The organism is Flavipsychrobacter sp., assembly GCA_041392855.1.
Classification (GTDB): domain Bacteria; phylum Bacteroidota; class Bacteroidia; order Chitinophagales; family Chitinophagaceae; genus UBA5543.
The window spans coordinates 639389-660384 of record JAWKLD010000001.1 but is presented as its reverse complement, the minus strand read 5'-3'; the positions used below and the strand labels follow the sequence as shown (position 1 = coordinate 660384).

General features: G+C 36.2%; 16 protein-coding genes. 6 read left to right on the top strand and 10 right to left on the bottom strand.

The genetic code is table 11. The annotated features are described in order from the left end of the window. Positions 1-1126: 1126 nt before the first annotated feature. The 5 genes from R2800_03285 (at position 1127) to R2800_03265 (ending at position 5531) form a co-directional block, all read left to right on the top strand. Positions 1127-1843, top strand: coding sequence for a hypothetical protein (locus R2800_03285; GenBank protein MEZ5016047.1), 717 nt, complete (start codon positions 1127-1129; stop codon positions 1841-1843). Next, entirely contained in the window at positions 1833-2750 is a 918-nt protein-coding gene (locus R2800_03280; GenBank protein MEZ5016046.1) for a hypothetical protein, read from the top strand. Before R2800_03285 ends, R2800_03280 begins: the two co-directional genes overlap by 11 nt. Before the next feature lie 93 nt (positions 2751-2843). Beyond that, positions 2844-4241, top strand: coding sequence for a type IV secretory system conjugative DNA transfer family protein (locus tag R2800_03275; GenBank protein ID MEZ5016045.1), 1398 nt, complete (start codon positions 2844-2846; stop codon positions 4239-4241). A 1-nt stretch (position 4242) separates the two neighbouring features. After that, on the top strand, positions 4243-4662 hold the full coding sequence (locus tag R2800_03270; GenBank protein ID MEZ5016044.1) for a hypothetical protein: 420 nt from the start codon (positions 4243-4245) through the stop codon (positions 4660-4662). Beyond that, positions 4656-5531, top strand: coding sequence for a relaxase/mobilization nuclease domain-containing protein (locus R2800_03265; GenBank protein ID MEZ5016043.1), 876 nt, complete (start codon positions 4656-4658; stop codon positions 5529-5531). The genes R2800_03270 and R2800_03265 overlap by 7 nt, the downstream gene beginning before the upstream one ends. 170 nt (positions 5532-5701) lie before the next feature. Here the strand turns inward: R2800_03265 and R2800_03260 are convergent, their stop codons facing one another. Beyond that, on the bottom strand, positions 5702-7393 hold the full coding sequence (locus tag R2800_03260) for a hypothetical protein (GenBank protein MEZ5016042.1): 1692 nt from the start codon (positions 7391-7393) through the stop codon (positions 5702-5704). Continuing rightward, positions 7390-9348 carry a hypothetical protein gene (locus R2800_03255; GenBank protein MEZ5016041.1) on the bottom strand — a complete coding sequence of 653 codons (1959 nt, stop codon included), beginning with the start codon at positions 9346-9348 and terminating at the stop codon, positions 7390-7392. The genes R2800_03260 and R2800_03255 overlap by 4 nt, the downstream gene beginning before the upstream one ends. Positions 9349-9441: 93 nt before the next feature. On the opposite strand from R2800_03255, the gene R2800_03250 reads away from it, so the two are divergent. Further along, entirely contained in the window at positions 9442-10098 is a 657-nt protein-coding gene (locus R2800_03250) for a hypothetical protein (GenBank protein MEZ5016040.1), read from the top strand. 78 nt (positions 10099-10176) lie between these two features. On the opposite strand, the gene R2800_03245 is transcribed toward R2800_03250, so the two are convergent. The 8 genes from R2800_03245 to R2800_03210 all read right to left on the bottom strand — a co-directional run bounded on the left by R2800_03245 (position 10177) and on the right by R2800_03210 (position 20972). After that, entirely contained in the window at positions 10177-10416 is a 240-nt protein-coding gene (locus tag R2800_03245; protein MEZ5016039.1) for a hypothetical protein, read from the bottom strand. A 1-nt stretch (position 10417) separates the two neighbouring features. After that, positions 10418-10684, bottom strand: coding sequence for a helix-turn-helix domain-containing protein (locus R2800_03240; GenBank protein ID MEZ5016038.1), 267 nt, complete (start codon positions 10682-10684; stop codon positions 10418-10420). Positions 10685-10961: 277 nt separating this feature from the next. Further along, complete coding sequence (locus R2800_03235) at positions 10962-12977, bottom strand: copper-translocating P-type ATPase (GenBank protein ID MEZ5016037.1); 2016 nt, start codon at positions 12975-12977, stop codon at positions 10962-10964. 18 nt (positions 12978-12995) lie between these two features. Further along, the gene (locus R2800_03230; GenBank protein MEZ5016036.1) at positions 12996-14756 is read right to left on the bottom strand and encodes an efflux RND transporter periplasmic adaptor subunit; all 1761 of its coding nucleotides are present in this window, start codon (positions 14754-14756) and stop codon (positions 12996-12998) included. A 1-nt stretch (position 14757) separates the two neighbouring features. Then, positions 14758-15996 (bottom strand): TolC family protein, encoded by a 1239-nt coding sequence (locus R2800_03225; GenBank protein ID MEZ5016035.1) that lies wholly within the window; start codon positions 15994-15996, stop codon positions 14758-14760. Beyond that, a complete protein-coding gene (locus tag R2800_03220; GenBank protein MEZ5016034.1) occupies positions 15996-19793 on the bottom strand; it encodes an efflux RND transporter permease subunit in 3798 nt (1265 codons plus the stop codon). Before R2800_03220 ends, R2800_03225 begins: the two co-directional genes overlap by 1 nt. A 31-nt stretch (positions 19794-19824) precedes the next feature. Further along, positions 19825-20433 carry a DUF3347 domain-containing protein gene (locus R2800_03215; protein MEZ5016033.1) on the bottom strand — a complete coding sequence of 203 codons (609 nt, stop codon included), beginning with the start codon at positions 20431-20433 and terminating at the stop codon, positions 19825-19827. 122 nt (positions 20434-20555) lie between these two features. Beyond that, entirely contained in the window at positions 20556-20972 is a 417-nt protein-coding gene (locus tag R2800_03210) for a hypothetical protein (protein ID MEZ5016032.1), read from the bottom strand. Positions 20973-20996 lie beyond the last annotated feature (24 nt).

Sequence of the window (20996 nt, the reverse complement as noted above, 5' to 3'; positions counted from 1 at the left end):
TGCACACTTAGTTTGTAAAGTTTTTTTGTTGGAAGTGAATAAATAACGTATTTTGCTCGTCCCCCTAAACTTTTTTTTGTACGTTAGTGGGCATATTAAGGGATAAGAGGATAAATAAACTTGAACTTTTGCTATCAAACTTCATGGTTAGTTTAACCAACACGACATCTGCACCATTGCAGGTAAACTACAATTCTGCTACACTGAAAAAAAATATTTGTAGCAGCAATCCCCTACAAGCAAAAACTATTCCAAATAAAAGTTATTTATATATATCATTTTCACTATTAAATACTTAGCTATTTAACAGTGACAAGAAATTGCGACTTATATCATAGGCTGCAATGATTGCAACGAGCCCGACAATAATGTTGGGCTTATTTTTTAGTTGTTATACACTTAATATATTCGTAAATTACTATATCAATGTTGCAATCATTGTTAGTAAGACGCAATAAAAAGTGAGCGCGATAAAAATGTGAAGCTTGGATTATATCACCTACAAAATATTAAAGCCTATGATGGGTTAGTAAACCAAAAATGTAATTACGCAGGGGTAGTTGGCATAATCCACCCCCTGTGAAATTACTAGAGATATAAATTCCCATTAAACAAGTCTGGTAGTGAAGTAATAAAAGAGGTATTGCCTCAAGTGTGAACTGGTACACGTTAGTTTTAGCTGGCGGTGTAGTTAGAGTTGAACAACATAAACATTTTTTCTTAATCAATAAAATATACACGAGTATGAGACTAAAAAGAATAAGACCTCCGACAATACCACTGGTGCTAAAAAAGAAGAGCCTGTATGCCTCTCGAAAAGAATACAAGCTCCTATTGATTTAGCATCTGCTATCCAGCGTGAACAGTATAGTTAATGCTATACCCACTATAACATAATGTTTAGCGGGATAGCAAAGGTACTATATGTAGCCGAGATAGCAAGCTTTTTGTTATCTCGGCTTTTTTGTGTCAACCTGAATGTGGAATCAATAATATGTTAAACGATTAAAACATTTAGAAAATGAAATACCTTTTCTACTTATTTATCCTCCTTTCCATTGGAGGCACAATATTTCTCTCAAAACAAAATAAGAGTATTGAAAGTGATAAAAATGGAAATCACGATGTGAACATAACGACTAAAACACTTCTTCCTCCACTCGTTATTTATATTCTACAAGATGTCAGTGGTAGTAATAAAGAAAACGGTGTTGTTATACTTACGTCTCAAGAGCTAGAGCCATACGAATCTATTATAAATAGAAATGTCTACCTCTTCTTTAATGTAATTGATAGTAATTCTGCGCAAAGAATGGTTAGTATAAAACTACCTATGAAAACATTTACTAACCCTGTCCTGACAATTCCCGAGGGAGTAAATCCATACGAAGAAGAAGTATTAATGAAGCAGTACCGTCTCGCAAAGAAACAGTATAAGCACGATAGTAGTGCATATATAGCCGATAGAAATAAACGACTACAGAGATTCTACAATCAGGTGGAAACATTTATAGCGCCGTACATGAAGATGGTAGTCAACAAAAAGGGTGATACGGTACAGGCATATGCGCAGCACACAGATCTCGTAACTGCAATTCAAATTGCAGATAAAGCATTTACCGGACTTGAAGATGCAGAGCTATATCTCATTCTAAATTCTGATGGTTTTGACTCAAATCACAGAGTAGTAAACAGACTTACACACAATGTCTCATTACTTGTAGTAAATGCACATGATAAGCCGACTCCAGCTCTCGAGAAATTAATCCCTATTAAGTTTCAATCGTTGTCACAAGCAGTGACATATTCATTAACTAACAAAACTTCAAACTATGGATACTGAAAAGGAAAAATACCTGATAACGAAACAGATCGAAAGACTAGTTGAGGTATGTAGTCGTTGTATTAAGAACAAGCAAAACGTAGAGAAATTTAAAGAGAAAATTAGCTCAGTCAGTAAAGCTAATCCAGACCTTGAGGCGAAACGCCAAGATAGTAATAGTATTATTACCTACTTCGGGTACTTATTCGCAGTTACAGGCGCAGTGACAGTTGATATCTTTCTATTAAAAACGGCACTAATGCTTATTTGCCTACGTCTAGCTCTACCTCTATTCTTTACATATATACTACCGCCTATACTAGTAACTATTGAATTAACTATTAGCTATATTGTTAATCGACGCATACGTTCAAGAGAAGGTGGCAGTAGTTTTGAAAAAAGTACTCCTTACTTAGTATTACTAGTTATTATAGGTCTGGTAACTGTTGGCATTAGACATAAGGTAGTAACAGATATTGCATATGATGAAGCTGAACCCTTGTTTCAAGCAATATTCGATTATGCACTTTCAGATGTTGTCTTTTTTATTTTCTCGTTAGTTGCACACCTAATTATCATTCTCTATGCAGATAGTATAATGACAGCTTTTAGTTTTTTTAGACATAAGTTTCTAATTAATGAATGGAACCGAAAAATTGAAAGATTAAACAACTACTATATCAAACAATTGACCCCGTCATTTGCTAAGGAAATACTAGAGTACTTACATATAAAAAAAGAGTTTGTACTCAAATTCCCTAATAAAAGTATAGACTATGATGATTACATACCAGAAGATGTAAAGCGGTTAGCATGTGATGTACTTGGTCGTTCCGCATTTGAGTTATCTCAAAATAACAAAGAGAATAATAATACCAGCTATGAAAAATATGCTAAATCGGACTTTGTCCCTCATGGGGAGGCGTAATGAGAATAGTAATGCAGGGTGGCAATATTGGTCACCCTGCATTATATGTTACTACCCTATACATAATTAAAAACAACTCTAAAAAATTTACACATGGATTTTTCAACTCTCCTATTTATCGCAATAGTGGTCATAGGTATATATAAGCTACTTCACAGTCAAGGCACAGCTACTCCATTTGAAGCTACATTTGACTCGACTCTATCTGTAGGCAATTTTCTTAATCATGGTTTTTCACTTGGAAGCCATACGCTCTATGCTACTGAAGATGATTCAGATAGGCACTGCATGGTTGTAGGAACTACAGGTGCTAAAAAAACAACAAGCTGTTACGCTAATAGCGTCTGTAATATATTGAAACGAACCGACCACAGTATATTTGGTGTACAACCTTCAAGAGATGCTTTCACATACACAGCAGGATTTGCACATGAAAAAGGAAGAAATGTCTTTGAGATTGATTTTACAAACCCTAATGCTTGGGGATTCAATGTACTTGATGAAGTTAATAGCGTACAGGATATTACTAATGTAGTAAGCACACTTGTTGAGAATAGTGAGGCTGCGCCTAAAGGTGGTGATTTTTGGAAAACAAGTGCCAAGGATTTTATCTCGTTTTGGGTTCGTGTCATTTTAACCTACCCTAAAGAGTACCGCACATTCTCAAACGTCTTGAGACTAATCGAGTACTTTGCCATTGGCAAAACAGATGAGCTAATTGTGAAAATTGGAGACCCTGATTTATTACGTACATACAAGACATATGTCGCAAACTCCCCTAACACAATGCAAGGCATAGTAAGCCAGGCAAAAAGTTGCCTCTCTTGTTATGCTAATCCTACTATTCAACGAACTACCAGTGTTGCTCAATCAATTAGTCTTAATACGCTACGCTTTCAAAGTAGCTATGTTGTACTTACCTCTCCAATCACTGCGTACTCCTATATCCGTCCTATCATTTCAACATTTGTAGAGGCAATGTATAATCGTTTCCTTTCCTATATTCCAGATTTCTCAAAGGAGAAAAAGATATACATGCTTTTAGATGAAGTGGGAAATTACAGGCTACAAAACCTACCTATGTATCTTGCTACAGCAAGAAAACACGGTCTACCATCTATGCTTATACTGCAACAAAAAACCTCACTTATTGGCATGTATTCTAAATCAGAATATGACACAATATGTGCGAACAGTAACCTACAGGTTTACTTACCTCCGGTAATTGACCTAGAAACTACAACAGAACTTTCTAAACGACTAGGTACACACACTCGAAAAGATGAAGACGACAAAAAAATGAGGCACGCCTTACTTACCCCTGCTGAGATTTCACGACTAGATAAAGCAATTGTTATCAATGGTTCTAAAACAACACTCGCAACCGTAAAACCATACTATACATCAACAGAATTCAGTAGATATAGTAAACTTCCCGTGCCTGAAATAGAAACGACTTTCCCTGATGAAGTACCGTTAATAACCCTCTAATATGGCACGTAAAAACAGATTGTTAGAATATCTGATTAAGCGTAATGTCTTGGGGACTACCCAAGAGGTACAAGCAAGACGTGACTATTACAATATGCTTCGCCGCGAGTCTAGGAAGCGTAAGCAGGAGAACTACAAATCATTTAAAGTATGGTTTTCACATCCTGAAGTGAAGAAGCTAGAAGCGCAAGCAATTAATGCTAAAATAAGTGTCACCAGTTTAATACAACAGAGGGCATTACACAGTTCTGTACGCTCCCCTATTAATCATACGGTTCTAAATGAGGTCTTATCTAAACTAAACTACGTATATGAAGTAGAGCAAACTGTGTATGAAGACATAAGCGCTGTATCGCGAGAGCGAATGGCAAGACTTGAGCAACTATATACAGAACTCGTAAAACTGCTCAAACCATGTTGATAAAGACAATCAATCTAAAATCGAGTGGTTCTATTACACCTTTGGTGAAGTACTTGTTGCGATATCAAGACCGCTCTAAAATAAAAGAAGTCGATATTGTGGCACAAGGACATGCCAAACTTATATACAAAACAGGTACACGAGCACGTACAGTAAATGGATTAGTAAAAGCTTTTAGACAACAAGAGACACTACGCCTCTTTCCCAAGTCTAATAACACACTACTACAGCACACTATTATTAGCTTTAACAAACTGGACAACGAAGCCGTGACTGATAAGGTATTGCTGGAAACAGCTCATAAGTTCTGTGAGCTTAAAAATGAGCTAGGTGGCGAAACAATAATTGCCATATTCCAACACTTGGATAAAGGTCATAAACATATACACTGCGCCAGTAGTACCGTAAACAATACTGGCTATTCTAACGTGCTTAATCCTAGTTTATTTGCTCAACTCAAACATGAACTTTCTGCTCATATTGAGCATACGTTTCCAGAGATACAACACTCAACAGTTCGTCATGGATTAGCAAAAGAGCTATCTACACCGGAGCTTATTGAGAATATTAAAAATAGTCGTGAAAGTGATAAAAAGGAACTGCTTACCATTCTTGAAAATACATACAAGAATGTAACGTCTAAAGAGCATTTTTTATCAGAACTAGACAGATTAGGACATACACATTACAAACGTGGTGATACACTCGGTGTACATTTTAATGGTAAGAAATACCGCCTCAAAAAATTAGGTTTTGATAATGAAAAGTTAGATAAGCTACAAGTAAATAACGAACGAAACGAAATACTAAACGAATTACAAACGCTCCGTGAACAATCAAACGAACAAGAGCACGAACTATCACGCTAACTTCTTTCTATTGTATTGGGGGTATGGGGGTGTCCCCCATTTTGGGAGTAGACGGGTGTCTACTCCTATCTTGCTAACCGTCCATTTTTGTGTTCTAATGTCCTTTAGAAATTACTTCAACCGTCCTTTAGAAATAATTATTTGTCTTTTATCTTCAAAAAACATTCAGGTTAATTTTTAAAACAAAAGTTGGTTCTCAAATATCCCCTCCAAGAGTTTGGGAATGGGTATGTTCTAAAATGTCTAGATGATAGCAAAGGCATAAAAAGAAGATGGTGCTTATAATAACCCATACTCTTTTCTTCATTTATATATTCTCTTTCCTCTGCGATATACATTTCTTGTCTTAAGTGGTCTTCTGGAATATTAATACCAGTCATTGTTGAACCTGAGCCCTTTGACGCATCAGCCACACAAAGCAATTTCTCCGTTTCTTTATCAGGAAACCATAATTGTAAGTTCAATTCTGGCATAGCGTCCTTTAAGAAACTCCTTAATGACTGATAGTAGCTTAATTGCCTTAATACTAAACACCATTCTCCTAATAGAACAACTAAGATGCTTGATTTTTCTTCTTTTGCAGTTTCTGTCCCAAGCTTTGTAATATCAGAATTAAATAAAGGGAAAAATGTTCTAAATCGGACATTTAGCATTAAATAATCGATAATATTTTTTAGCCAATTTATTGCCACGCCAAAAAGACCAGTTTCATATAATAAGATCAAGCCTAAGTTAATCTCAATACAATGCTCATCGTACCTTGGATTTAAACTAGAAGGATTATTTTCTATTAAAAACTTCAATGCATTTGCATACCCTTCTGCATTATCATAAGCATATTGAGCATGGTTAATATGATGTTCTCTTTTACCCGTTAGTGCTAATGAGCAATCCCACAATTCGAAGCATCCCATCATACTGATAATACCTATTTGTTCAAATGTCGTTAAACAATATTCATCGTGATTATGAACACCGATGCTAAGTCCATCTTTTTGGAGAGTATATTTAACAACCTTTTCTGCATACTTATGATTCTTTAATCTCCAGTTCTGTAAAATGCTGTAGAACTCTAATATTACTTTTTCCTTTTCTATGAAAGAATTGTTTAGCAACCAATTATACGTTGCTAAAACAATTCTTTCTGAGGCGATATATGAAGGCTTAAGATTATTGGATTTTTCACACCAAGACGAAACCAAACTTTGACAAAGGTTTACTAAACGCAGTCTCTTAATAACTTTTTTTTCAGATAAGTTATTTGTTTCATCTTGGGGGAGTAATGAATTAAGGAAACTGTAAAAGTGGCTCAAATCATAATCTGGCAAATCAATAAATGATAATGCCCTCTTAAATGTCAACAATAAATCATCTGAAAGAATATCTTCATTCATTTGATAGCTCAAGGCTTCTTGAACAAGTTTTTTTACGCCCCAAAAGTCAAACTCAATATTTTCTTTGGAATTGTTATTAATAAACTGTGCCCAAGTTTCTTCGACAGCTAATTCTTTATCACCATTACAACATACTACTATCTTTATAGGCAGGCTTTTGTGTGAGGGTTGTATCCGAGTGTTTAAATAAACATCGAAAATCTCCATAATTGAGGGTCTTATATCATTCTCATGGCCAGAGTCCCAATTTCTTCTTGAAAAATTTCCTTGTTTTATTACAAACAGAAACAACTTTCTTTGTCCATCATCATCTGTACCTATAGCAGGTAAATCAACTCCGTACTGTCTACCCTTTTGAATCTTAGTTAAAGGGATGTATTTCATACTTTGTAACAACTCTGTTACAAAGCTGTCTAATTCTCCATCTTCTTTTAGAGAAGATAAGTATTCGGTAAGAACATATCTCATTTAACAGCACGTCTTTTAAAAGTTCTCCATATATATCTTTTATATTCTTGATTAACCGGATCTATATATTCTCCAATTGGCAACTCGAAGCTGGCAGAAATACTCCCAAGGGTAGACTTATTTGAGTATTGACGTTTTATATCAAACATCTCTTCATTTCTAACAAACATGTGGTTACCATTTTTGACAGACACTTTTTTAAACAAGTCTAATGTTGACGGTTGTTTAAAAATTGAATCATCGTCAAGCTTAAATCTTTTATTTTCCTGCTCGAACAATAATTTTAACCTTTCTGGTGAATGACTAAACTCTTTAGGTTTGTCAAACTCAATGTTATAAACCTGCTCATAAAATTCAATTACGTGTTGAATTAACTCTTTTTGGACCGTATTGGCAGTTTGTAGTTTATCTTTTAAGAATTGAATTGAGCCTCTATAATTGTATATTATATAGTCTGTAAATAAGAGCTTAACCAATTTCAAGATATAAACACAATCTCCTTCATACATAAGGCTTGAATAAAGCAAATTTTCCAACTGTTCTTTTGAATATAAAAAACCAACAACCTTAAATAAAACAAACTCTATATCCGAAGGTGACAATGAATTTAATGTAGGTAGATGCAGACTTATAGAGGTTTGACGACTGAGGGAATTAAAACCAATCACACGCATTGAGGCTACATGGAATCTACTGTTATCTTTGTTAAACCAAAGCGTTATCCATTTTTCTATTATTTCAATATTAGTTTCATATATTTCTTCGAAGAACATTTTAAATCCTTCTAAGTTATCTAAATCATTTTCCTTTTCTTCAATAAACAATTCAAAGAAATGGAAAACTTCATCCTCTCTATCTTTTATAATAAAATGGAAAATACCATTTAGGTTACGATAAGTGTCTACATGTTGATTTGACAAATTCGTAAGGCTTTTAAACGAAACCTTATACCACTCTGACATATATTCTTCTTCATGTTTTAGTAACATAACCTTTGATAATGCCCATACAGCATCTTTACCTAAAACAGAATTTGCAAAACGCTCTAACTTAGGTCTTGCTTGAGATAGCTTCTCTATAAGAAGTCCATAAACAAAAATCAACCCTCTATTAATACGATCATTCCCTTTTAACTCTAATTGGTCAAGAGTTGGCATCAAGAGATGTTCAATATCTTCTGGGGTATCATTATTTCCATGTAACATAGAAAGGCAACTCAACCCTACTGTCTGGTGCAAAATATCAGATGACTCTAATAATTCCTTTAGTATGTAGAAAGAGGCTTCTACACCTAAGGACTGAGTAAGTCCTAAATATGCATAAGGACAGAATAGCTCCAATTTCTCCGCATAAGGCTTTGAATTAAGTATAATTTTTTTACCAAAATCGATATTTTGCTTTGCAAAAAACCTCACAGTATTATTCAAACTAAAATAATTACCTTCAGCTTTTATCTCTTTAGTGATTTTAAATAGAAAGTTAACAAGGGTATCAATATCAGTATCTAAAAAAATAAACGTTGTAAACAAAGCTCTATATTTTAGTGGGAGCTTTATTTCTTCATTACTAATATAGTCAACCACAGATTTGCAATAAAACCTATTTATCACTACTAATGCAAACTCTGAATATTGATAAGCAACATGTCTCGGAAGAGTCTTGGGTGTACTGCTACTAATAAAATCTACCCAATCTTCAGCACTTTCATATACAAGTGAATACTTATTTATATAATATACGATATATAATATGTTAGTAAAAACAGGAGAAGTAAACTCCAAACCTCCATTATCCCTGAGTATTTTATACTCAATCGCAAAATCAGCTCCTTCTTGAGAAATTTCTGTGGTTGAAGCTTTATCTATAATACTAACTGCAATTTCACTGAGTGAAAGTGCATAGTCTTTATTCAAAAATATTTTTTCAATTGTCGGTGACAAGCTTTCATAGTCCATACTCTACTTTTAAATCAAAATAGATTGATAGATAAATATATTGAATTGAAATGGTAAATTCACTTTGATTTTTCACACTTAATATCGGTTTACATGAAAACCTCCAAAAACACAATTGTTATAACAACCTCTATTTTAACTCTTGTAGCTTTTGCCGTCGCATTTTACTTATATGTTGAAAACAGAAAGAAAAAAGAGTCTATAAGTAAATTAGAAGAAGAGAACCATTTACTTGAAGCCAACAACCTAAAATTAATTCTAGATAGTTTAAATAACACACCTAATATCAGCGATGAAATCAAAAGACAATTAAAACTACTTATAGATAAATATAAAAACATTGATAAAGGTATCTCCAATGAATTAGCGCAAGCTTTACAACTAATTCAAATTGGACAACCCGAAAATGCAATAGAAGACTTAGTGAAAATCATGGAGCATTTGTTGAAAAAGTACTATAGCAATAACAAAGGATTTCATTCTTATTGCAAAAAAGAAAAGAAAAATGCTTCTCGCCCACATTTACATGACCTTCTAACTTATTGCCAATCAGAAAAGAAAATTAGTGAAATTGAGTATAAGTTCTTTATTGCCATTAAAGAAGTAAGAAATAAAGAAGACCATACTATAGATTTAAAACTTGAAAACTACTTAACAGAATCCGGCATTATTACAGCTATGGGAGCTATTATGAAGATTTCTATGTGGGTATACCCTAACAAGCAAATATCAGAGAACAAAAACAACTAAAATTGAGTCCAATTTATTTCACAATACCTTCTCTTTTATATTGATTATACTATAGAAAGTCAAAGGTTTAATGAATATTTATTTATTTCGCTCCATATCTCTATCATTAGCATTATCACGCAGGTTCTTAAGCTCATTTAACTGTTCTTGTGCCCGTTCCATTTCATGTTGTTCTTTCCCAGTAATAAAACCTTCAAAATAGGTATTTTCAGGTAACTGTGTAGCTACTAACTTCTCCATAAGAGATGGTGCGTTCTTAGCTATCGTATAGCCTGTATTGAACCCTTTTGCATATTTAACATCTTCCTCTTTTTCCATATTAAAAACTATTAGCATTTTTATCTAAATACTCATCAATTGATTGGTTATCATACATAATGATTCTTTTCCCTGGCTTGGAAAATCGTATTGCATTCTCGTCACGTAATTTTTGGAGCGTTGTTTTACTTTTAATACCGAGGCGTATCATTGCCTGTTCTGGAGTGAGCCATTTCTCTTCTTTTTCACCTTGCATAGTATTAATACGGCTTACCACCTCATTAACTAAGGCGTAAAAGGCATCGTCTTCAAGGCAAATCACTTCCATTGGCTAAACACATTAGGTAGATAAAGATATAAAAAGCAGTCTACTTACAACACAATAGAGTACGTATAAAACCACAAATGTTTTAGTATTGTTTTAGTAGGATGGGATAAAAAACAATAGCCCCTCTGAAAGGGGCTATTTTACTAGTAGCGAGAGAGGGAGTTGAACCCTCGACCTCAGGGTTATGAACCTTATAAAATCACAAATAATTGATTATGAGTCATTTAAGATTTATTAAAATAAACCTTATTGATAGTAATGAATGTATTGTAGAAGATCATTTCACTTTCAACAAACTCGCATTAATAGCCACAACCACGGTACTTACAGTCATCAACATAGCTCCTACAGCAGGGCTAAGAATAATACCCCAGTTGTATAATACACCCGCAGCTATTGGCATCGCTATTACATTATATCCTGTTGCCCATATAAGGTTTTGTATCATCTTCCTGTAAGTAGCCTTACCAAACCTGATTAACCCGGTAACGTCTTTTGGGTTACTATTCACTAACACTATCCCGGCTGTTTCTGCTGCAATGTCAGAACCCGAACCAATAGCAATTCCTATATCGGCTTGTGCTAAAGCGGGTGCATCATTTATGCCGTCACCTGTCATAGCTACGAATTCACCTTTGTGCTGTAACTCTTTTATATGCTCTAATTTTTCATGCGGTAAAACTTCTGCAATAAAATCTTCCATATCCAATTTTTCAGCTACGGCTTTAGCTACTTTCTTATTATCACCTGTCAACAACATACTTTTTACACCTTCTCTTTTTAATTCACCAATCGCCTCATATGACTCTTCTCTTATTTCGTCAGCTAATGCTATAGTTCCTACAAGTTCGTTATCAACAAGAATATACACTTGTGTGGTAGCATCATCCTGTTGCTCAGGAATGTTGACATTATGCTCTTTCAAGTAGCCAGGACTAACTACATGCACTTCTCTACCATCATATTTTGCTAATATGCCTTTTCCTATAATAGCTTCAGCATCCTGTACTTTGGGTATAGACAATCCTTTCTCTTTTGCTTTATTCACAATACCTACCGCTATCGGGTGTTCTGAGCTACCCTCTATAGCTGCTGCTAATGCCAATACCTCATCATCAGAATACGAATCTGTATAAGCCTTAAAACGAACAGCCTTAAATTCTCCTATCGTCAAAGTTCCGGTCTTATCAAATACAACAGTGGTCACTTTTCTTGAATTCTCAAACGAGGTTCTATTTTTTATTAAAAGACCATTCTTAGCCGAAATTGTAGTTGAACGTGCTACTACTAAAGGTACTGCAAGACCAAGCGCATGAGGACAGCAAATAATAATTACGGTTACCATACGCTCCATAGAATAGGCAAGATCATGACCGGACAAGTACCATGCAAGGAAAGTAGTAATACCGGAAACAATAGCTATAACTGTCAACCACTTTGCAGCAGTATCTGCCATTAATTGTGTTTTGGATTTGCTCTTTTGCGCATCACTTACCAACTTTATTACCTGAGAAAGATAGGAGTCTTTAGTGTCATGAGACACCTCAACTTGTATAGCTCCATTACCATTAATAGAACCAGCTATTACTTTGTCTCCTTTTTCTTTTAATACAGGTTTTGATTCTCCTGTTAGCATCGATTCGTTAATATGAGAACTACCATCTTTGATAACCCCGTCTGCTGCAATTTTTTCGCCAGGCTTAATCAATATCATATCACCAGGTTGCAGGCTATCCGTTTTCACTTCTTCCGTAGTATCTCCTTTTACTAAATGAGCTTCGGAAGGCATCAGTTTGACCAACATTTCTAATTCCTTAGATGCACCAGCTACTGACTTCATCTCTATCCAGTGCCCTAGCAACATAATGAGAATTAACGTTGCTAGCTCCCAGAAAAAGTCGGAACCTTCAAGTCCAAACACAGTGGCACTGCTATAAATAAATGCTACGGAAATGGCAAAACCTATCAGTGTCATCATTCCCGGATTCTTGCCTTTTAGTTCATTTATGAGGCCTGAAAGGAATGGCCAACCACCATACACAAATATGACAGATGACAAAGCAAAGAGAAGATATTTACTACCGGTAAAAGACCAACTTACCCCCATCCAATGCTGAATCATTGGAGAAAGTAGCATAGTTGGGATAGTCAATACCAATACGATATAAAAGCGCTTTCTAAAATCAGCGATCATGGCATTATGATCATGCCCATAATGTCCGTGTCCGCTATGTTGATGACTGTCATGTTCATCTTTGTGATGCTGGCGATGTTCGTGATGTTTATGTTCCATGATAAATCATTTTAAATATTATTGAATGGTATCTATTATAGAACCACAGCTAAGCATATCAGCTCCATAGTACGGGTTCTTTACTTCCCCTTCAAAACTTATCCAATCAGCCCCATTATTTTTATCTGCCATAGGGCATTGCATCACATAAAGAGATTTTTTGAATGGTGCAAAGTGTCTGGACATTATGATAATCTGCCCTGACAATGGTTTTAGATAACGTCTTAGCTCGCCGATATTTTTTGCATCTTTCATTTGTTCAAGTGCATTTAACGCATTACCACTATGCTGCATCCATACTTTATGTTCCAAGCCATCGAAATTACTCATGTCTGTCTGCTTAATTTGTTTATAAAGGCTTTTAGCAAGTTGTTTGCTTTTATTGAAGTCATCATCTACAAGAGCGTCCTTCAAAAGCTCGTATTGCTGTACAAGTTGGTAAATAGTTGCCTGTTCTAAATCGTTTATACTCTTTTTACCTGCACCTTCTGTAACATTATTATTCATGTCTCCGTGATTATGACTCATTGACATAGCCCCTCCTTCAGGGTTCATCATGCTAGGCTTACCAGCTAATTGTGCTGCAGCATCTACACTAAACGTACCATTGGTGACAATTTCTTCTCCTTCTTCAAGACCTTCTTTTACCACATAACTATCTCCTAACATTGGACCTAGCACTACTTCTCGCATCATAAAATTGTACCCACTTCCTGCAGATTGCTCTTGTACATATACTATTGAACGTTCCCCTGTCCACATGACAGCTGATTTAGGGATAACTAATGTCTCATTCTGCTTTTTAAGTGGCGTTTCGATTATTCCTGTAGCAAACATTTCAGGCTTAAGCTGATTACTCTGATTTGAGACTTGTACTCTTGCACTTGCTACTCGTCTGGCAGGATCAATCACCGGGTCAATAAAATCTACTTTACTTTTAAACACCTTACCTGGTAACGATTGTACAGAAAAATTAACCGCATCACCTTTGTTTATCCACGCAAGGTCTTGTTCGTACACATCAAACAGTACCCATACCGTATTCAAGTTAGCTATTTCAAATAGAGCTTGTCCTCTTTGCACATAATCACCTGTATTTACTCTCTTATTACTTACAATACCCGATACATCTGCAATAACAGGAAATCTCTCTTGTAGCTTTCCAGTACTAAGAATATTGTCAATCTGTTGTTCACTCAATTTCCAGTTTTTCAACTTTTCTCTTGCAGCATTGTAGAGCTCGGGTTGTGTTTCTTTTATTTTGTAGGCTTCTAGAAGTTCATCCTGAGCTGTTACCAATTCTGGGGAATAAACATAAGCTATTGTTTGCCCCGAGGATACGTACTCACCAGTAAAATCAACTAACAACCGTTCCAGTCTACCCGGGATATGTGATACCTGTGAGAATAGCTTTCTTTCGTCAGGCTTTACTTTGCCATTCATTCTTATCTCTTTTACAGGCTTCTGCCTTTTTACAATAGATGTCTGCACATTAGCCAGTTGCATAGCTGTTGGAGTCATACGAACTTCTGAAGACCCAACGTCTGAACCTTCTCTATTCAGAGATACTAGCTCCATACCACATATAGGACATAACCCTGGTTCCGTTTTCCTTATTTGGGGGTGCATGGTGCAGGTCCAAATAGCCAGCTCTGCTTCTTGTGTATTTGTTTCCTGTGCAGGCTTGTTATTACTACCAAAGAATAATCCTCCTAATAGTACACCTATAACCAGTGTGCCTAATGCTATATATATTGTATTTTTATTTATTTTTTTCATTTTACTCTGATTTCGATGTTATATAATCGAGTTGTGCCAACGCTATGTAATAATCCTTTGTCGCCTTTACTTTAGCGATCTTGTATTTCAACAACTGCTGTTCCATACGTAACACTTCTTCATAGTCGTTTCCTGAATTACTGTAGTCTGTAAGCAGCAGATCTGTTACCTGTTTCGTAGTTACTATCTGTTGATCGTAGAGCTTTATTAGTTCGTATGATTTACTCAGTTGATATTCTGTAGTTGCATATTTACTGTTTAGTTCGTTTGTATATGCTTCCTTCTTAGCCGATATAGCATCTTGCATGTATTGTGCTTCTTTTATTGCTGACCTATATTTCCCTCTGAATATGGGGAGGCTCATGCTTACCATTGGCATCAATACATCATTGCCATTATCTGGTATTGTTATATTATTTCGTTGACCAACTATCACATAGTCCATACCAACCCCAAACTTTGGCAATCCCTGTTTCTTTGCTAACCTTTCTTCTGCCTGGGCTGATTGCATTTTAAGGTCTAATGCATTCAAGATGGGGTTTTCATGCAATAAGCTATCCTTACGATAGTTCATGTCAATATTTGGTGGAGGTAAAAAGCCAGTAATATCTACAACTGCTGTATCTGTACGATTAAGTATAGAATTGAACCTTACCAGTAAAGATCTTTGTTCTTGTTGCAACAGTTGTATGTCTGTTGTAGCCATATCTATCATTATATCTGTACGCAATGCATCAGACAGACTTCCTTTGCCATTCTTAAATGCTGTTGTGGCTAACCTTTTATACACTTTTAGTATTTCTATATTTTCTTTTTGTAGTTGTAAGGTCTGCTTATTTTCATATAAGGGATACCATGCTTCTTTCACTTTGTAGTATACTTCATTACGGGCATCTAAGAACTCTTGGTATTTAGCTTCCGCTTGTAAGGTCATCATATCTTTTTTAGCAGCCAATGTTCCAAACCAAGGGAACATCTGTGAAAGACTAAACCTTGCCCTTTGAGGCCCTACTCTGGTTTCAACAGGCATAATAAAATACCCGAAAGACAAAGTAGGGTCAGGCAACGCATTAGAACGAGCAGCCCTTTGCATAGCAGCTTCAAACGCTGCATACTTTGCTTTAATCATAGGGTTGTTTGTAGCAGCCTGTTCTAAATACCGTTCCGGTATTTGTGCTTTAATGTCAAGTTGTACTCCTATTAAAAGCAATACGATTACACTATATATATACCACTTCATTATGATTTCTTTTTAAGTTTTCGTTCTTCCCTGTAGCTATACAAAACAGGAACAATGAAATAACTGACGCATGCGATAATCATACCGCCAAAAGCAGGTATCGCCATGGGCACCATGATGTCAGCACCACGCCCTGTAGATGTAAGTACAGGCAGCAAAGCAATGATAGTTGTTGCAGTAGTCATAATCGCAGGTTTTATTCTTCTCAACCCTGCTTTTGTAACGGCTGCTCTTATTTCTGCTACGGTCTTGGTTGTATTATTCTTGAAACTTTGGTCGAGATAAGTACCCATCAGCACACCGTCATCTGTAGCGATGCCAAAAAGTGCTATAAAACCTACCCATACCGCAACACTCAAGTTCACCGTGCGCATCTGGAAAAGTTCTCGCATATTAGTACCGAAGATGGAGAAATCAACAAACCAGCTTTGACCATATAACCACAACATCAGAAAGGCTCCGCTAAACGCCATAGCTATACCTGTAAATATCATTAGCGATATACTTATAGAGCGAAACTGGAAATACAATATCAAGAATATGATCAGCAACACCAGTGGCACGATAACAGATAGTCTTTTTTCAGCACGAATCTGATTCTCATAACTACCAGAGAACTTATAATTCACTCCTGCAGGTACTACCAGCGCTCCTTCATCAATCTTTTGCTGTATCATTCGCTGCGCATCTTCTACAACATTTACTTCTGCTTGACCGTCTTTTTTATCGAACAACACATAACCTGTAAGAAAAGTTTCTTCACTCTTGATGACCTGCGGACCTCTTACATATTCAATTTCCACAAGGTCACCTAAAGGTATCTGCACTCCTGTTGGAGTAGGTATCAATATCTGCGATAAACTTTCAGGGTCATCTCTCAACTCACGTGGGTAACGCACGCGAATCGGATACCTTTCTCTCCCTTCGACTGTTGAGGTAATTTGCATACCGCCAATGGCAGTTTCAATAGAGCGTTGCACCTCTTCTACACTTAATCCGTAACGAGCTATTGCATTTCTATCAATATCCAAATGCATATAAGGTTTGCCCACAATTCGGTCTGCAAAAACAGCTTCTTTCTTTACCGACGGCACCTGTTTTAGAATCGCTTCTAACTTCAATCCGAAGTCTTCAATAGTGTTTAAATCAGGACCGTATACCTTAATGCCCATAGGAGCACGCATACCTGTTTGTAACATTACTAGCCTAGTTTCAATAGGCTGTAGTTTGGGAGCTGTTGTCATACCGGGAATATGACTAACCTGTGTTATCTCATTCCATATATCGTCAGGTGAATGTATATGGCTACGCCAATTCCTAAAATATTGACCATTTTCATTTTCAATCAACATGGATTGTTTTACACCTTTTTTAATAGCATCTTCGTTACTTAAAGTATCTCCGTTAACTAATACAAACCTACCAGCATCATCTGTCTGATACCGTACACGATGACCTCTGGCATTGATCATATATTCAGGTTTGTAGTTAATGATATTCTCATACATGGATATGGGTGCAGGATCTAAAGCTGACTCTGCCCTCCCCATCTTACCTACAATTTGGTCTACTTCAGGAATATTAGCTACCAGCATATCCAATTGTTGTACTACCTGCTTGTTCTGCTCAATACCCGCATGAGGCATGGATGTTGGCATTAACAAGAAACTACCTTCATCCAACGACGGCATAAACTCCTTACCTATTCCTGGAAATGCATGAGATAACCCTGACCATACTTTTGTTGCTCTGATATTTACATTAACAGCATCGAATCCTTTAGCCACAAAACCAAACATGGTATTAAAACCTACCCATATATTCAGGGCAAAGAACATGAGCACAGCAGGTATCATCAGGAACTTTCGCTTATTCGCAAGACACCAATTCAGAATACGCTCATAATATCTTTCCAGTAGGTAGAAGAACAACAGTATTAGAAAGACAATGCCTGCAACGAAGATATAATTGACTAATAATGACCTTTCTGCCCCTAATGGAATCCAGTACTGAGCCAATATCCATGTTACTGATACTACGGTAATGATGACGGGTAGATTTCGTGTAAAGAAGTTATCCTTATTGCTATATTCAGTTACAAACCAACCTACACCAAAAGCCATAAGTGTTAACCCGGCCCATACATTCACAAAAATGAGTGATAGTAAGCCTACTACTATCAAGATGACATTGAGTGCGTTACTACGCTTACCTTTATCAAGCTTAATACCAAATAACCAGTGTGCAATGGTAGGCAGTATCAACAAAGCAACAACTAGTGACGACAACAGAGCAAAGGTCTTAGTAAATGCCAACGGACGGAAGAGTTTACCTTCAGCCCCCTGCATAGTGAATACAGGTATAAAACTCACAATAGTTGTAGTTACAGCTGTAACTATTGCACTGCTCACCTCAGCAGATGCATTATAAACAGTATCAATCAGCTTTTGTCCTGTGGGCGATTCTTTAATATGCTTAATGACATTCTCAGACAAGACAATACCAAGATCTACCATTGTGCCAATGGCAATAGCAATACCTGACAGGGCTACGATATTAGCATCTACACCGAAATATCGCATGGCTATAAAAACCATCAATACAGCTAATGGCAACAAGCTGGAAATAATAATAGAAGCCCTCAAATTCAATACCATGATGACTACTACAAGAATAGTAATGAGTAACTCTAGCGACAATGCCTCTTCTAACGTACCTAATGTCTCATATATTAATTGTGTACGGTCATAAAAAGGGACAATAGTCAATTGGCTTTCACGTCCGTCAGCAAGTGTTTTCTTTGGCAAGCCCGGAGCTATTTCTTGTATTTTATCTTTTACATTGTTGATTACTTCGAGAGGATTAGCACCATAACGAGTAACTACTACTCCTCCAACTACTTCAGCACCTTCTTTATCCAGCAAACCTCTTCGGGTAGCAGGACCAAGAGTTACGATACCTACATCTTTAATACGTATCGGTACATTATCATGTACATCAACAACCGCCAGTTCTAAGTCTTCTATAGATTTGATGTAACCCAAGCCCCGTACTAAATATTCAGCGCGGTTGATTTCTATTGTTTTGGCACCGACATCTTTATTAGCGTTTTTAACTGCCAGCATTACTTTATGTAGTGGTATATTATAAGCTTTCAATGCATCAGGATTAACATCTACCTGATACTCCTGAACATAACCACCAATTGATGCTACTTCTGATACTCCTTGAGCTCCATTAAGTGCATACTTTACATAGAAATCCTGTACCGTTCTTAGTTCGTGCAAGTCCCAACCTCCAGTTGGGTTCCCATCTTTATCTCTACCTTCTAACGTGTACCAATACACTTGCCCTAATGCCGTTGCATCAGGTCCTAATGAAGGTTGTACGCCATCCGGCAATAAACCTGATGGGAGTGAATTTAGTTTTTCCAGTATGCGAGAACGTGACCAATAGAACTCAATATCCTGGTCAAAAATGATGTAAATACTACTAAACCCAAACATAGAAGAACTACGTATAGACTTTACTCCAGGAATGCCTAGTAAGGAGGTAGTAAGCGGATAGGTTATCTGGTCTTCAATATCTTGTGGAGAACGGCCAGACCATTTAGTAAAAACTATCTGTTGATTTTCACCGATATCAGGTATGGCATCTACAGGCACTGGGTCTGAAGGTAGTACTCCAACTTCCCAACCAAACGGAGCGGTGACTATACCCCATGCTATAAACAATACTAGCACTAATACTGTTACTAGCTTGTTATGTAAAAAGTAATGTATGACTCTATTAAGCATAAACTTATTTTATGAAGCTTAGCGATAATGTTTATCTTTTTAAAACTTCTTGTACACTACCACACCTGTACATAGAGGAACCATAGTATGGATTTGCAATATCTTCTGTTTCACTTAGCCACATAGCTCCTTTACCATCGAAAGCCATTGGGCAGTACGATTTATACAAGGGTTCTGTAGTACCTACAGCCTTTACAAATTCATACATTACTTTAGATAAAGCTTCAAAACTCTCTCTTTGCTTCTCTATATCTTCTGTTATTTCAATAGCCTTAGACAACTCTGTTATACGTGCTTTATACTGACTGTACACCTCTTGTTCTTTATCTGAAAACTGTACCCTATTGTACTGTTCTATATGGCTTGCTAATTGCTTTGCTCTGCTTGATGCATCAGCAGGATTATCGCCAGCTAAGGCTGTTTGCATATGCGTATAAAAGTGAGTGATAGCATCTGTATGCACTTGAAATAATGAGTCGGTCTCTATTTCTGCTTTTAGAACAGGTATTTCTTCATTTGACATATTGTGCTCATGTTCATCATTAGCATTATTATGACCTTTGCGAGAAGTATTGTCGCCGTTGCATGCTATAAGTACGGTTGCGCTAATGAATAACATGACATAAAATAGATTTTTCATAGACGTATTTTAAAATTATAAAATATGATTGTAGAAGCCACAAAAAAGCGACAGACATCACTGTCATACTATAGATTACTATAGTGTTGACAGACTAATGGCTATCGCAAAAAAGTGTTGTATCAAATCAATAGAGACTGCACCCTGATGAAAATAGGATGCTTGTGTATATCTGTATTGGGAGGAGCATGAGGCAGCCCTGTATTAACATTAGAACTATAAAGTGAATGAAGGGTATTATTGAAACTGATATAAGATGTAGGTAAACCTGCTGATGCTATAAGGCTCTTGTTTATGACCAACTTATAGCCTGTATTCTGGTCATCAGATTTTACAAACTTTTGCTCATCTTTACAGCAGCCATTGTCTTCTCCCTTCTTATTCTCCATGCCGCACTTACTGCACCTGTCTTTATCAGAAATATCATCAGATATAGATGCCTGTGCTAACTCTCCCATGCAATAGTGCTCATACATCATGAACCCTGATGAGCTCAGAAAGTAAAAAACAGATAATATGATTACTAATACTTGACGCACGTATACAAATTTAACTTAAATATT

What these genes read in the sequence shown, in the direction of transcription:
- R2800_03280 (MEZ5016046.1), top strand. Translation starts at nt 1,833, where the DNA reads ATGGATACTGAAAAGGAAAAATACCTGATAACGAAACAGATCGAAAGA.
- R2800_03275 (MEZ5016045.1), top strand. Translation starts at nt 2,844, where the DNA reads ATGGATTTTTCAACTCTCCTATTTATCGCAATAGTGGTCATAGGTATA.
- R2800_03270 (MEZ5016044.1), top strand. Translation starts at nt 4,243, where the DNA reads ATGGCACGTAAAAACAGATTGTTAGAATATCTGATTAAGCGTAATGTC.
- R2800_03265 (MEZ5016043.1), top strand. Translation starts at nt 4,656, where the DNA reads ATGTTGATAAAGACAATCAATCTAAAATCGAGTGGTTCTATTACACCT.
- R2800_03260 (MEZ5016042.1), bottom strand. Translation starts at nt 7,393, where the DNA reads ATGAGATATGTTCTTACCGAATACTTATCTTCTCTAAAAGAAGATGGA.
- R2800_03255 (MEZ5016041.1), bottom strand. Translation starts at nt 9,348, where the DNA reads ATGGACTATGAAAGCTTGTCACCGACAATTGAAAAAATATTTTTGAAT.
- R2800_03250 (MEZ5016040.1), top strand. Translation starts at nt 9,442, where the DNA reads ATGAAAACCTCCAAAAACACAATTGTTATAACAACCTCTATTTTAACT.
- R2800_03245 (MEZ5016039.1), bottom strand. Translation starts at nt 10,416, where the DNA reads ATGGAAAAAGAGGAAGATGTTAAATATGCAAAAGGGTTCAATACAGGC.
- R2800_03240 (MEZ5016038.1), bottom strand. Translation starts at nt 10,684, where the DNA reads ATGGAAGTGATTTGCCTTGAAGACGATGCCTTTTACGCCTTAGTTAAT.
- R2800_03235 (MEZ5016037.1), bottom strand. Translation starts at nt 12,977, where the DNA reads ATGGAACATAAACATCACGAACATCGCCAGCATCACAAAGATGAACAT.
- R2800_03230 (MEZ5016036.1), bottom strand. Translation starts at nt 14,756, where the DNA reads ATGAAAAAAATAAATAAAAATACAATATATATAGCATTAGGCACACTG.
- R2800_03225 (MEZ5016035.1), bottom strand. Translation starts at nt 15,996, where the DNA reads ATGAAGTGGTATATATATAGTGTAATCGTATTGCTTTTAATAGGAGTA.
- R2800_03220 (MEZ5016034.1), bottom strand. Translation starts at nt 19,793, where the DNA reads ATGCTTAATAGAGTCATACATTACTTTTTACATAACAAGCTAGTAACA.
- R2800_03215 (MEZ5016033.1), bottom strand. Translation starts at nt 20,433, where the DNA reads ATGAAAAATCTATTTTATGTCATGTTATTCATTAGCGCAACCGTACTT.